Origin of the sequence: Flavobacterium sp., assembly GCF_036782315.1 — a bacterium.
In the GTDB taxonomy this organism is placed as follows: Bacteria; Bacteroidota; Bacteroidia; order Flavobacteriales; family Flavobacteriaceae; genus Flavobacterium.
In genome coordinates this window covers 131,566-144,976 of sequence record NZ_DAIPZK010000001.1, presented here as the reverse complement: position 1 = coordinate 144,976, position 13,411 = coordinate 131,566, and the positions used below count along the sequence as shown (strand labels likewise).

The 13,411-nt window shown below is 33.6% G+C and carries 12 protein-coding genes; 11 read left to right on the top strand and 1 reads right to left on the bottom strand.

Annotation, left to right across the window (positions count from 1 at the left end; translation table 11 throughout):
* Positions 1-4: 4 nt before the first annotated feature.
* The 7 genes from V7P59_RS00575 (at position 5) to V7P59_RS00545 (ending at position 7,506) form a co-directional block, all read left to right on the top strand.
* On the top strand, positions 5-1,621 hold the full coding sequence (locus V7P59_RS00575) for a hypothetical protein (RefSeq protein ID WP_333807641.1): 1,617 nt from the start codon (positions 5-7) through the stop codon (positions 1,619-1,621).
* A complete protein-coding gene (locus V7P59_RS00570; RefSeq protein WP_333807640.1) occupies positions 1,621-2,625 on the top strand; it encodes a vWA domain-containing protein in 1,005 nt (334 codons plus the stop codon). The genes V7P59_RS00575 and V7P59_RS00570 overlap by 1 nt, the downstream gene beginning before the upstream one ends.
* 11 nt (positions 2,626-2,636) lie before the next feature.
* Complete coding sequence (locus tag V7P59_RS00565) at positions 2,637-3,680, top strand: vWA domain-containing protein (RefSeq protein WP_333807638.1); 1,044 nt, start codon at positions 2,637-2,639, stop codon at positions 3,678-3,680.
* Positions 3,673-4,443 (top strand): tetratricopeptide repeat protein, encoded by a 771-nt coding sequence (locus V7P59_RS00560; protein ID WP_333807636.1) that lies wholly within the window; start codon positions 3,673-3,675, stop codon positions 4,441-4,443. The genes V7P59_RS00565 and V7P59_RS00560 overlap by 8 nt, the downstream gene beginning before the upstream one ends.
* 3 nt (positions 4,444-4,446) lie before the next feature.
* Positions 4,447-6,222, top strand: a complete 1,776-nt coding sequence (locus tag V7P59_RS00555) for a BatD family protein (protein WP_333807634.1) — start codon at positions 4,447-4,449, stop codon at positions 6,220-6,222.
* Positions 6,223-6,267: 45 nt separating this feature from the next.
* On the top strand, positions 6,268-6,648 hold the full coding sequence (locus tag V7P59_RS00550; protein ID WP_333807632.1) for a GxxExxY protein: 381 nt from the start codon (positions 6,268-6,270) through the stop codon (positions 6,646-6,648).
* A gap of 99 nt (positions 6,649-6,747) precedes the next feature.
* On the top strand, positions 6,748-7,506 hold the full coding sequence (locus tag V7P59_RS00545; RefSeq protein WP_333807630.1) for a tetratricopeptide repeat protein: 759 nt from the start codon (positions 6,748-6,750) through the stop codon (positions 7,504-7,506).
* Positions 7,507-7,553: 47 nt separating this feature from the next.
* Here the strand turns inward: V7P59_RS00545 and V7P59_RS00540 are convergent, their stop codons facing one another.
* Entirely contained in the window at positions 7,554-8,075 is a 522-nt protein-coding gene (locus V7P59_RS00540) for a CvpA family protein (RefSeq protein ID WP_333807628.1), read from the bottom strand.
* A gap of 148 nt (positions 8,076-8,223) precedes the next feature.
* Here V7P59_RS00540 and V7P59_RS00535 point away from each other — a divergent pair, with 148 nt between their 5' ends.
* The 4 genes from V7P59_RS00535 (at position 8,224) to V7P59_RS00520 (ending at position 13,372) form a co-directional block, all read left to right on the top strand.
* Positions 8,224-8,580, top strand: coding sequence for a hypothetical protein (locus V7P59_RS00535; RefSeq protein ID WP_194093791.1), 357 nt, complete (start codon positions 8,224-8,226; stop codon positions 8,578-8,580).
* A gap of 107 nt (positions 8,581-8,687) precedes the next feature.
* The gene (pheS, locus tag V7P59_RS00530; RefSeq protein ID WP_333807624.1) at positions 8,688-9,707 is read left to right on the top strand and encodes a phenylalanine--tRNA ligase subunit alpha; all 1,020 of its coding nucleotides are present in this window, start codon (positions 8,688-8,690) and stop codon (positions 9,705-9,707) included.
* Positions 9,708-9,754: 47 nt separating this feature from the next.
* Positions 9,755-10,162, top strand: a complete 408-nt coding sequence (locus tag V7P59_RS00525) for a hypothetical protein (RefSeq protein WP_250580163.1) — start codon at positions 9,755-9,757, stop codon at positions 10,160-10,162.
* A gap of 396 nt (positions 10,163-10,558) precedes the next feature.
* A complete protein-coding gene (locus tag V7P59_RS00520) occupies positions 10,559-13,372 on the top strand; it encodes a GH92 family glycosyl hydrolase (RefSeq protein ID WP_333807621.1) in 2,814 nt (937 codons plus the stop codon).
* The last annotated feature ends 39 nt before the right edge of the window (positions 13,373-13,411 follow it).

Here is a 13,411-nt window from a genome sequence, read left to right as displayed (position 1 = left end):
AAAAATGAAAAAGAAACTTTACTTATATATTGCTTTATTGTTTGGATTTTTGGGATTTTCTCAACAAATCTCGTCTTCTATTGATTCTACTCAAATTAAAATTGGATCACAATTCAATTTAACTATCAAAGCAAAAGTAAACGTTAAAGATAAAGTGGTTTTTCCTGATGGAAAGTTTTTTGGTGCTTTGGAAATATTGGAATCATACCCAATTGATACCGTAAAAAACGACAACCAATACGAATTAATCAAAAAGTACGGGTTAACCCAATTTGATTCGGGGCGTTATGTGATTCCGAAATTATTGGTGAAAATCAACCAGAAAGAATTCCGTACTGATTCGCTTTCAATTTTGGTAAACGATGTAAAAGTTGATACTACAAAACAACAAATGTACGACATCAAAGACATCATCGCCATCGAAGAAAAACCAATGAGCGAATGGTGGAAATTGCTGATTTTATTAGTATTGATTGTGGCTTCTGGATTTGCATCGTACTTTATTATCAAACGATTGCAAAAAGACAAAGAACAAAAAGAAGAGTTTTTCGCTTCTCCAATTGAAAAAGCGATTGCGTATCTTCAAAACTTAGATAAAAAACAATTAGTACAACGCGGTGATGTCAAAGAATACTATTCTGAAATGACCGATATTACAAGAACGTACATCGAAGAGTCCATCCATATTCCAGCAATGGAAAGTACCTCGAGCGAATTAATAGAATCACTAAAAAAAGCGATTGCCGATAAAAAAATGTTTGTCAATCGTGAAGAATTAGATAAATTTAAAAGAGTACTAGAAAATTCGGACTTGGTGAAATTTGCCAAATCGCAACCATTACCATTCGAAATAGAAACGGATAAAAAAATCATCGATAAATTCTTATTGGTCATTGATAAAGCTTTACCAAGAACTGAAGATCAAGCCGCAATTTTATTTGCAGAAGAGGTTCGTAAGAAAGAAATGCAAAAGCAAAAGTTCAAACGTTTAGTGATGTCTATCGGAATTTCCGTTTTTTTATTGGTGGCTTCCATTGTAATTTTTGCTTACACAGTGGGATTCGATTTTATCAAAGACAATTACATAGGACATTCCACTAAAGAATTATTAGAAAAAGAATGGATTACTTCCGAATATGGAGAACCAGCTATCATCATTTCAACACCTAAAGTTTTAAAACGAACAATTGATGAAAAAATTCAAAATAATCTTCCAGAAAATGTAAAAGCAACAAGTCGTTTTATGTATGGAAGCATTATTGACAATTTCTCTATAGTTTTAATTACAACCGCTTATAAAGATACCACTAAGATAGATTTAGATTTAGCGCTTGAAGCGGATTTGAAAGAATTAGAAACCTTTGGAGCTAAAAATATTATCGTAAAAACGGGTGAATTTGAAAATGTAAAAGGACTTTCGGGCAAAAAAGCATTTGGAACCTTTACTGCTTTTGATCCAGTAAGAGAAGAAGATGTAAAAATGGAATACGATATTATGGTTTTATCACAACCTGGTGGTGCGCAAGAGTTTTTTATGATATACAAAGAAGATGATAAGTATGCTAAGGAAATTATCGAGAAAATTCAGAATTCAATTGAACTAAGAAAACCTAAAAAATAATGGGAAAAGTAACCTTTTTAAATCCGGAATTTTTATGGTTGTTTTTGGTTTTACCAATAGCAATAGGATGGCTCTTTTATAAAAGAAACCAACTTTCGGCAACGGTAAAAATGAGTTCATTGCAACCTTTCAAACAAAACCGAACATTCTTAGCGAAAGTAAAACCGTTTTTATACCTATTGCGAATTTTAGCTTTAAGTTCTATCATAATCGCCTTAGCCCGACCAAGAAGTGTTGACGTTACCTCAAAATCGAAAACCACAAAAGGAATCGATATTGTTATGGCAATCGACGTTTCGAGTAGTATGTTGGCCAATGATTTAAAACCAAATCGCTTAGAAGCTTTGAAAAAAGTAGCTTCAACATTTGTTCAAGATCGTGTTAATGATAGAATTGGATTAGTGGTTTATGCAGGTGAAAGTTATACTAGAACGCCAGTAACTTCTGATAAAACCATCATTTTACAATCGCTAAAAACTATCGAATACGATGATTCCATTATTGCTGATGGAACTGGAATTGGAGTTGGTTTAGCAACAGCCATTAACCGAATTAAAGATAGCAAAGCGAAAAGTAGAATCATCATTTTATTGACGGATGGTGTAAACAATTCTGGAACCATCGATCCTAGAACTGCTTCTGAAATTGCAAAGGAATATGGCATAAAAGTATATACCATTGGAATTGGAACAAACGGACAAGCGATGTTTCCTGTAGCTAAAGATGCAAATGGTAAATTAGTGTTTAGAAATATGCCTGTAGAAATTGATGAAAGTTTAATGAAAGAAATTGCAAAAGCTACTGATGCAAAATATTTTAGAGCTACATCAAACAAAAAATTACAAGCCATTTATGACGAAATCAATAAGTTAGAAACCACAGAAATTGATGAGAAAAAATTCTACAATTACGATGAAAAATACAAACCTTTCGTGTTGATTGCGTTTGTGTTGTTAGGCGTAGAGTTGTTATTGAGAAATTCAGTTTTTAGAGGAATCGTTTAGAAAGAAAAACAATGTTTGAATTAGAAAGTCCAATATATTTTTATTTATTAGCCCTATTACCTATAATAGTGGCACTTTTTCTATTCAATTTGTTTTGGAAAAGAAAAAGACAAGCTGTTTTTGCCGATTTAGAACTATTTAAACAATTAGCGCCCGAAAAATCCAGCTTTAAACCGGCTTTGAAATTAGGAGTTTTGTTGTTAGCATTGGTTTGTATTATTATTGCTTTGGTAAACCCAAAAATGGGAACGAAAATGGAAACAGTAAAGCGTCAAGGAATTGATATTGTCTTTGCAGTCGACATTTCAAAAAGTATGCTAGCCGAAGACGTAGCACCAAACCGATTGGAAAAAACAAAGCAAATCGTTTCCCAAATCATCAACCAATTAGGAAATGATCGTGTGGGAATTGTTGGGTATGCTGGAAGTGCTTATCCTGTTTTACCCATGACAACCGATTACAGCATCGCAAAAATGTACTTGCAAAGTATGAATACCAATATGGTGTCTTCGCAAGGAACCGCTTTTAACGATGCAATTCAATTAGCAGTAGATTTCTTTGATGTAAAAGACACAAGCAAGTTAATTGTCTTAATTTCCGATGGAGAAGATCATGGGGATGGTGTGGATGATGCAGTTGAAATGGCAAAAGAAAAAGGAGTTCGCATTATAACAATTGGTGTAGGAACCGAAAAAGGAGGTCCAATTCCGTTACGTGATGATAAAGGAACTATCGCTTCGTATAAAAAAGATCAAGAAGGACAAACGGTAATTACCAAGTTATATCCTGAAGTTTTAAAGAAAATAGCGGATAACACAAAGTCAAAATATATTGTAGGAACCACTACAAAAAATGTGGTTGAGGAAATAAAAAAATCCTTAGATAAAATTGAAAAATCAGAATTTGAATCACAACAAATTGCTGATTTTGAATCGCAATATCAATGGTTTTTGGCTTTGGGATTTTTATTGTTATTAGTAGATGTTTTTCTTTTGGAGAAAAAAACAGCATGGGTGCAAAAGTTGAACTTATTTAATGAAAAGAAACATGCATAAGATAGTTTACATAGTGCTACTATTGAATAGTATTTTGCTTTTTGGACAAGAAAAAGACAAAAATCTATACAACGGAAATCAGTTATTTAAAGAAAAAAAATACGCTGATGCCGAAGCCGATTTTCGTGTAACGGAATCAAAAAAATCACCCAAAAAAGCAACTGCTGGATACAATTTAGGAAATAGTGTATATCGTCAAAACCAACAAGGCGAAGCGCAAATTCGATACATTCAAGCTTTAGAACATGCTAAAACTAAAGAAGAAAAACACCGAATTTATCATAATTTGGGCAATACTTTCATGTTGGAAAAGAAATACGATTTAGCAGCAGATGCTTACAAAAATGCACTTCGAAACAACCCAAATGACGAAGAAACACGTTATAATTTTGCTTTAGCTAAAAGAAAAAATAAAGATAATCCACCTCCAAAAGATAAAAAGAAAGACAATAAAGGTGGCGGCGGTCAAGATAACAAACCACAACCTGAAAATAAAGACGGAAATAAAGACAAAGGAAACGATAAAAAAGATTCTGATAAAAACGATCAGAACAATAAAAACAAACAAGGCGATAACCAGCAAGGGAAAGGTGATGGAGAGAAAAAAGAAGATAAAAATGAAAATCCAAAACCAAGTGGCGCCGACAAACAACGCATCGATAACATTTTAGATGCTGTAAATAATGCAGAGAAGAAGGTTCAGGACAAAGTAAATGCGAAGAAGGTAAAAGCACGTCCGGTTTCTAATGAAAAAGATTGGTAATTCATGAAAAAGGTACTTTTAGTTTTATTTTTATCATTTTTTTATAACACTGTTTCCGCTCAAGTAAAATTTGAAGCGCAAACAGAAAGAAATTCGTATGGGTTAAACGAACGAATTCAGTTAGTTTTTACTATTAATAATGAAGGAGACAATTTTGAACCACCAAAATTTTCAGGTTTTAAAGCGGAAGGACCTTTTATCAACAAAGGGAATCAGACCTCAATTACTGTTATTAACGGAAAAGTTACTCAGAAAAGAGAAATTTCTACCCAAGTTATTTATTATTTAACCCCAACAAAAAAAGGAACGTTTACTATTGGTGCCGCTTCAATTGAATATGATGGAACGGTTTACAAATCGGCCCCAATAAAGATAACAATTACCGATCCTATTCAAATGCCAACCTATCCAGGTCAGCAACCAACTAATGTGAATTATGGTGAAGGAATACATTTAGTGGCTGAAATGTCAACTAAGAATCCGTATGTAAATGAACCCGTTACCGTAGTGTACAAGTTGTATTTTGAACCTCGTTCGACAGTTGGAAATTTCAGAAATTTCAAAGCACCAAAGTATAACGATTTCTGGAGTCAGTATATTGATATGAAGCAATTAACTGCCGAGCGTGGAAAATACAATGGAAAAGATTACAGCATGGTGGTGTTGCGTAAAGTTATTTTATATCCATTAGAAGCGGGAACAAAAAACATAGAACCTTTCAAAATCGATTTAGATGCTGAGGTTCCAACCGGTCGTCGCGATTGGTTTGGCGAATATGAAATGCGAGTTATTGAAAAATCACTTTCAACAGGAACACAAACCATAAACGTAAAACCACTTCCAGAAAAAGGGAAACCTGAAAGTTTCACTGGAGCTGTGGGAAATTTTGATTTCAAAGTCACACCATCAAAAACAGCTTTAAAAACAGGCGAATCCTTAGATTTAGAAGTAAGTGTTTCAGGTAAAGGAAACTTAAAATTATTTACATTACCAAAACCAGTGGTTCCAACTGCTTTAGAAATGTATGAACCATCACATACCGAAAATGTACAAACGCCATTAACGGGTATGGTTGGAAAAGTTTCAGATAAGTACACTATTATTCCACAGTTTAAAGGAAAATATACGATTAAACCAATGGAGTTTTCGTACTATGATTTGGCAAGTAAATCGTATAAAACCATTACTTCAAAAGAAATTACCATTGATGTAGCGGAAGGTGACGGAACAGTTGTAGCCAATACACCAAGTGCTAATAAACAAGTCATTCAGAAAAAAGAAGTATTTCAATTCAATAAGTTGAAAACGGAATTTGTTTCTGCTTCTAGAGAAGATTTCTTAGGTTCAGGATTGTTTTATAGTTTGTTATTTGCACCATTATTATTGATTCCGATTGTGATGATTGCTAGAAAACAAAAAGAAGCAAAAGATGCCGATGTGGTTGGAAATAGAATCAGACAAAACAACAAATTGGTTAAGAAATATTTGTCGGAAGCTAAAAAACAAATGGGCGACAAAGTACCGTTTTATATGGCAATGGAGAAAGCGTTACACAATTTCTTAAAAGCCAAATTACATATCGAAACGGTTGAAATGAGTAAAGAAAACATCATCGAATTATTACAACAACGAAACGCATCAGAAGAAAGTATCAATCGATTTATGGAGTTAATGAACGATTGTGAATTCGCACGATACGCTCCAGCAACCGATATTGCAATGACCAATGATTTTGAACGAGCTGTGGAACGAATTTCAGAACTTGAAAAACAAATCTAACCACAAAGAGCACAAAGAAGGCACAACGAACACAAAAAATAAATTATGACGGAACAAGAAATTTCTAAAATAGTATTTGATTGTGCTTTACGAGTCCATAAAGCATTGGGTCCGGGTTTACTTGAAAGTGCATATGAAGAATGCCTATATTACGAGTTAAAGAAATCGAATCTTAAAGTTGAAAAACAAAAACCATTACCTCTAGTTTATGAAGAAGTAAAGTTAGATGTTGGTTATAGAATAGATATAATTATTGAAGATAAATTTATTGTTGAAATCAAAGCAGTTGAAACATTAAACGAAGTTCATTTAGCACAGTTATTAACCTATTTAAAATTGACCGATTGTAAATTGGGGTTGTTAATTAATTTTAATGTCAAACTTTTAAAAAACGGAGTACAAAGAGTCATCAACGGAATATTATAGCCAAAGCTTAGTGACCACTTTAGTGGCTAAATTTGAAATAAAAAAATAGTGCTCATAGTGCATTCCTTGTGCTCTTTGCGGTTAAAAAAAAGATTAAAAATGAAAAAATACATTCTCCTTTTCATATTCACATTTCAATTCGCCTTAGCAAGTGAATCCATCGATGCTACCTTCAAAAAAGCAAACGATTTATACAAAAAAGGCGATTATGAACAAGCTTTACAATCTTTCGAAAGCATTGTAAATCAAGGAAACGAATCGACCGATTTGTATTTTAATATTGCCAATTGCTATTACAAATTAGGAAAAGTAGCACCATCGATTTACAATTACGAAAAAGCATTGCTTTTAAACCCAGATGACGAAGCCATACAAACCAATCTGTCATTTGCTCAAAAAATGGCGATAGACGACATTAAAATCCTTCCTGAAGTCGGTTTCAAGAAAATGGTAAAAGAATTCACAAGCATATTTCATTATGATACTTGGGCTTGGATTGCTGTATTTATTGCTTTCCTGAGTTTACTTTCGTTTTTAGGGTATTATTTTGGAAATACCGTGTTTTTAAAACGTACTTTTTTCAGTTTATTTCTGTTGTTTTTAGTCGGAATTGGAGTAACGGTTTTCTCCGCATTTTTACAGAAGAAATTTGATGCGAATTACAATCCAGCCATCGTTTTTGCAGAAGCAACAACTTTGAAAGCCGAACCTAAAAACAGTTCGGAAGATGTAGTAACGCTTCACGAAGGCACAAAAGTTTTTGTATTAGAAGAATTAGGCAACTGGAAACAAGTAGAACTTACCGACAAAACCAAAGCGTGGATTGATAAAGAAGCGATTAGAGAAGTGAAGGAATAGTGTTCAGTTTTCAGTTGAAAGTTTTCAGAATGAGCTTGTCGAACCTTTTACTCCTCGCCCTCAACTTCTTTCTTCAACTCTTCATACCAACCTTCAATCGTAGGATAAATCGCTTTTGAAATATTTTGAATTGGATTATAAAAAATAGAATTCTCTTGTGTTTCTTTTGAAAGTAGCATGTTATTAATGTTGATTTTCTCAAAAATAAAAAGTACAACACTCAATGCTAAAATTGTTTTCAACAAACTAAAAATAACGCCAGCGAATTTGTTAATCCAACCTAAAAAAGCAAAATCTGCTAATTTGTTTAGAATTTTTGCGCTTAAATGAATTCCAATCAAAACCATGATAAACGTTATTATAAAAGCGGTTATTTCAATATATTTCGGATTCCAACTCGGAACAAATCCAGTAAAAATCGCACCTACTAAATTCGAAAATTTAATCGCTAAGTAAATTCCTAAAATCAAAGCTACAAACGAAGCAACTTCAACAAAAAGTCCGTTTTTTAATCCTTTATAAACTGCAAAACCCCATAAAACCGCAAAAACAATATCAATAAAACTCATTTGAAAGAAAATAGAATAAAGAACAAAGATAAAAGAATTGTTGAAAGTGGTTTTCTGTTGTTATCTTTGCAAGAAATTTGGTAATTGGTTATCGGTAATTGGTCATTGGAACCCATCACCCATCACCCATCACCTTAAACCCAAAAACATGTCCAGAGACGAACAATTAAAACAGCGTTGGGAAAGCGTTGTCACTATATTATCAAATAAATTTGCAGATGGTGAAACCCTTGATTTAGAGGGAATCATCTATTTAATTGGCGTGCAAGAATTAGGAAAAATTCATGCTACTTTCAAAAAAGACGAAAAAGTAAACCTGATGCACATCGCCATTTGCCGTTTGTTAGAACCTTACGGTTACTACGAATTTGAATATTTCGACAACGATGGTTGGCCGCATTACAAAGTAAAAGAAGAATTGCCACCACTAAAAGCAGGCGAGCAAGCGGTACTAATGAAAGAAGCAATTGTAAGCTACTTTTTAGAAAAAGAGTTGATAGATTAGTTTTCAGTCGCAGTCGCAGTTGGCAAATTTGTAAATTCTGAAAACTGTGACTGAGACTGTTTACTTTCATTAAAAATCCATAAATTTGCACCTTTATACAACAAGCGATGATAGAAACGATTAAAGCCCATATTGAAGAAGTAAAAGCTTTTCAAACCGATAATAAAGAACAATTAGAAGCCTTCCGAATCAAGTATTTAGGAAGTAAAGGCTTGTTGAAAGATTTTTTTGCCGAATTCAAAAATGTTCCAAACGAACAAAAGAAAGAATTTGGTCAAGTAATCAACGAATTGAAAACTTCGGCAGAAGAAAAGGTAAAATCCATTCAAGACGCTTTAGAAAATAAAGAAGAAGCAAAAGGAATTTACGGCGACACCACGCGTCCAGGAGAAGCGATGAACATTGGTTCTCGTCACCCAATTTCTATTGTAAAAAACCAAATGATTGATATTTTTTCAACCATTGGTTTCAACGTGTCTGAAGGTCCAGAAATCGAGGATGATTGGCACAATTTCACGGCATTAAATTTACCAGAATACCATCCAGCAAGAGATATGCAGGATACGTTTTTTATTCAAACCAATCCTGATGTTTTGTTGCGTACTCACACTTCATCAGTGCAAGTGCGTTATATGGAAAATAACAAACCGCCTATTCGTACGATTTCTCCAGGAAGAGTATTCCGTAACGAGGCTGTTTCTTCGCGTTCGCACTGTATTTTCCATCAAGTGGAAGGCTTGTATATTGACAAAGACGTCTCCTTTGCCGATTTAAAACAGACTTTGTTGTATTTTACCAAAGAAATGTTCGGAAAATCGAAAATCCGTTTGCGTCCGTCGTATTTTCCATTTACAGAACCAAGTGCTGAAATCGATATTTATTGGGGATTAAAAACAGAAACCGATTACAGAATTACCAAAGGAACTGGTTGGTTAGAAATTGGTGGTTGCGGAATGGTAGATCCAAACGTATTGAAAAATTGCGGCATCAATCCAGACGAACACACTGGTTTTGCTTTCGGAATGGGAGTAGAGCGTATTGCCATGTTGTTGTACCAAATTGGTGATATCCGTATGTTTTACGAAAACGACGTTCGTTTCTTAGAGCAATTCAAATCGAGTATATAATTTAAAATCCTGACAGGTTTTCGAAACCTGTCAGGATTCTTCAAAATATGAAAAAAGACATTATCATCCCAAAAGTAGAAGGTGTTCACATTGTAGCTTTTCAAGAATGGAACGACGATTTTATGGAGAATTCTTGGTACGCTTACTTAGTAAACGACACTGATAATCTATTGGAAATGGCTATGGTAGTTTCACGCGCTTATGGTTTAATCAATGGCGAAGAACGCAAAACAGGAACATTCCGTCATGCGTTTGCTAAAGTTGAACCAAGAACCGCGGTTAAAGTTGAATTGTTAGAAAATAATGTTTTACAATTGAACAACGAATTTATGTTGTCGTATTTTTCAAACGGACAATTATACGATAAAACCTTCGTATTTCGAGTAAATACCATCAACGAAAAAGCCACTGCGGATTTACCAATCATCAACAAAAGAGGCGTTTTTGCAAATTAACATATTCTCCTGCAAGGTTTCCAAAACCTTGTAGGTATTATAACAACAAAGCCACGCATACATGAATTGATTTCTGTTTTCGTGGTTTTTATTTTTCAAAGCTAATTTAAAGAGTTTCACCACATAGAAACATAGATTAACTTTATAAAAGTTAAGGCATTTCATTTTACATAGTAAACATAGAAAACTTATATAAACTCTTATAAACCATAACTTTTCAAACTTTCTTATATGACTTATATGTTAAAATTTCTATGTAATCTCAACAAAGTGTAACACCTAAAAGCAAAACAAGAAAAAACCTATGTTTCTATGTGGTAAAAACTCAAAAATAGCTTTATCCTTACAACAATTAGAAAATATTTTTACCTTTAAGAAATTTTTCAACAACACAACATGAAACCATTTCTTATTGCTTTAGCCTTATTAACTACAACAATTTCACAAGCACAAGATTACGCCAAACACGTCAACCCATTTATTGGAACAGGCGGTCACGGACATACTTTTCCCGGCGCAACGGTTCCTTACGGGATGGTACAACTTTCTCCAGACACTAGAATAGACGGCAGTTGGGATGGCTGTGGAGGTTATCATTATTCCGATACTGTAATTTACGGATTTTCGCACACGCATTTGAATGGAACTGGTGTTTCCGATTATGGTGATATCATGTTGATGCCAACTATGGGCGAACCTTCGTTTGATAATAAAGTGTATTCTTCTACTTTTTCTCATGCCAATGAAAAAGCTTCCGCTGGATTTTATTCTGTTAAATTAGACAAACACAATATCGATGTTCGTTTAACTACTTCAACTCGTGTTGGTTTTCATGAATATACGTTTAATAAAAATGGTCAAGCTAATATTATTTTAGATTTAAATCATCGCGATAAATTATTGGAAGGAAGGGTTAATATAATTGATGATAAAACTATTGAAGTATTACGAAGAAGTGAAGCTTGGGCAAGAGATCAATATGTTTATGCTCGAATTGAGTTTAACGTTCCAATGAAATTAAATAAAAATCAAGCTAATAGTCTGAAAGATAAAAATTATTATTCTGATAAAATATTAGCATTAAGTTTCTCTAAACAAGTCAAAAAAGGCGAAAAAATCCTCGTAAAAGTATCACTTTCACCAACAAGTTATGAAGGAGCCAAACTAAACAGTTCTGAAATCAAACATTGGGATTTTGAAAAAGTTCATAAAGATGCTATTGCGCTTTGGAATAAAGAATTATCAAAAATTGAAGTTACTTCTAATGATAAAGACAAATTAGCGATTTTCTACACAGCATTATATCACACCATGATGCAACCAAATATCGCACAAGATTTAGACGGAAAATATCGCGGTAGAGACAATAAAATTCATGTTGCAGAAGGATTTGATTATTACACGGTGTTCTCGTTGTGGGACACGTTTAGAGGCGCGCATCCGTTGTATACTTTGATTGATAAAAAACGAACTTCTGATTACATCAACACTTTCATCAAACAATATGAACAAGGAGGAAGATTACCGGTTTGGGAATTAGCATCTAATGAAACCGATTGTATGATCGGCTATCATTCGGTTTCTGTAATTGCAGATGCGATGGCAAAAGGAATAAAAGGGTTTGATTACGAAAAAGCTTTTGAAGCGAGTAAAGCTTCTGCGATGCGTGATGTTTTAGGTTTGGATGCCTATAAGAAAAACGGTTTTATTTCGATAGATGACGAACACGAAAGCGTTTCAAAAACCTTAGAATATGCGTATGACGATTGGTGTATTGCGCAAATGGCACAGATTCTAAACAAGCAAGAGGATTATCAATATTTCATGAAACGTTCTCAAAACTGGAAAAACATTTTCGATTGGGAAACCGGTTTCATGCGTCCAAAGAAAAATGGAGGTTGGGACAAACCTTTCGACCCAAGAGAAGTCAACAATAATTTTACCGAAGGAAATTCATGGCAATATTCATTTTTCGTACCACAAGATATTAACGGAATGATTAAAGCTTATGGTGGACCTGAAAAATTTGAAGCCAAGTTAGACGAAATGTTCAACAGCGAAAGCAAAACTACAGGAAGAGAACAAGTAGATGTAACCGGTTTAATTGGGCAATATGCACACGGAAACGAACCAAGTCACCACATGGCGTATTTGTATAATTACGTGGGAAAACCCGAAAAAACGAATGCAAAAGTCAAGTATATTTTAGATAATTTCTACACAAACACACCAGATGGTTTAATTGGAAACGAAGATTGTGGTCAAATGAGTGCTTGGTATGTGTTGAGTTCGATGGGGATTTACAATGTTACTCCTGGAAATCGGAACTTTAATTGGACTCTAATTGAGCCCTTTTTTGATGAAATTAAAGTAAAACTTGAAAATGGTACTGATGAAGTAATTAGTAAAGAAAGAAAATTTGTTGATAATTCTAATTTTGGTTTTAATGAAAATTACTTGAGATTTCCCATAATAAACTATAATGATGTTATTCCCGTTCCAGTAATTCAAGCCACTAGCAAATCATTTAAAGATAAATTGAAGATTGAATTGAAATCTCAAAATTCAAAAGATGTGATTTATTTCATGATTAGTGATAAAAATGATCATTTGGCTAAGAAACAGTTTGTTCCTTACATAAAACCTTTTGAAATATCGCAAACTTCAACTGTTGAAGCGTATGTGAAAACAAATGAAGGACAAAGCAACACCATTTCTGCAACTTTTTTCAAAAAACCCAATAATTACAGTATCAATATCAAATCAGTTTATAATCCGCAATATCATGCCGGTGGTCCAGAAGGGTTGTTAGATGGTATTTTAGGAACCGAAAACTGGAGAAAAGGCGATTGGCAAGGCTACCAAAGTCAGGATTTTGAAGCGGTTGTCGATTTAAAAGAAGTGAAAAATATTAATGAAATTTCAACTCGCTTTTTACAAGACCAACGTTCTTGGATTTTAATGCCAACAAAAGTTGATTATTATATTTCAGAAGATAATGTAAATTTTACGTTTTTCGGTTCGGTTGCCAATACGCTAGATCCAAAATTAGAAGAAAATACCATTCTAAATTTCACATCTAACGAAATTAAAGGTAAAAAAGCACGTTACGTAAAAGTAATCGCTAAAAACTTCGGCAAATTACCCGATTGGCATCAAGGATTTGGTGGCGATGCGTTTATTTTTGTAGATGAAATAGAAATCAAATAATAAACTGTTAAAAAATGAAAGTTTAGTTTTCTTTTTTCT

Excerpts from the sequence above, each read along its gene's own strand:
- V7P59_RS00570 (WP_333807640.1), top strand. The coding sequence starts at position 1,621 with ATGGGAAAAGTAACCTTTTTAAATCCGGAATTTTTATGGTTGTTTTTG.
- V7P59_RS00535 (WP_194093791.1), top strand. The coding sequence starts at position 8,224 with ATGTCCAGAGACGAACAATTAAAACAGCGTTGGGAAAGCGTTGTCACT.
- V7P59_RS00550 (WP_333807632.1), top strand. The coding sequence starts at position 6,268 with ATGACGGAACAAGAAATTTCTAAAATAGTATTTGATTGTGCTTTACGA.
- V7P59_RS00555 (WP_333807634.1), top strand. The coding sequence starts at position 4,447 with ATGAAAAAGGTACTTTTAGTTTTATTTTTATCATTTTTTTATAACACT.
- V7P59_RS00545 (WP_333807630.1), top strand. The coding sequence starts at position 6,748 with ATGAAAAAATACATTCTCCTTTTCATATTCACATTTCAATTCGCCTTA.
- V7P59_RS00565 (WP_333807638.1), top strand. The coding sequence starts at position 2,637 with ATGTTTGAATTAGAAAGTCCAATATATTTTTATTTATTAGCCCTATTA.
- V7P59_RS00560 (WP_333807636.1), top strand. The coding sequence starts at position 3,673 with ATGCATAAGATAGTTTACATAGTGCTACTATTGAATAGTATTTTGCTT.
- V7P59_RS00575 (WP_333807641.1), top strand. The coding sequence starts at position 5 with ATGAAAAAGAAACTTTACTTATATATTGCTTTATTGTTTGGATTTTTG.
- V7P59_RS00540 (WP_333807628.1), bottom strand. The coding sequence starts at position 8,075 with ATGAGTTTTATTGATATTGTTTTTGCGGTTTTATGGGGTTTTGCAGTT.
- V7P59_RS00525 (WP_250580163.1), top strand. The coding sequence starts at position 9,755 with ATGAAAAAAGACATTATCATCCCAAAAGTAGAAGGTGTTCACATTGTA.
- V7P59_RS00520 (WP_333807621.1), top strand. The coding sequence starts at position 10,559 with ATGAAACCATTTCTTATTGCTTTAGCCTTATTAACTACAACAATTTCA.
- pheS (WP_333807624.1), top strand. The coding sequence starts at position 8,688 with ATGATAGAAACGATTAAAGCCCATATTGAAGAAGTAAAAGCTTTTCAA.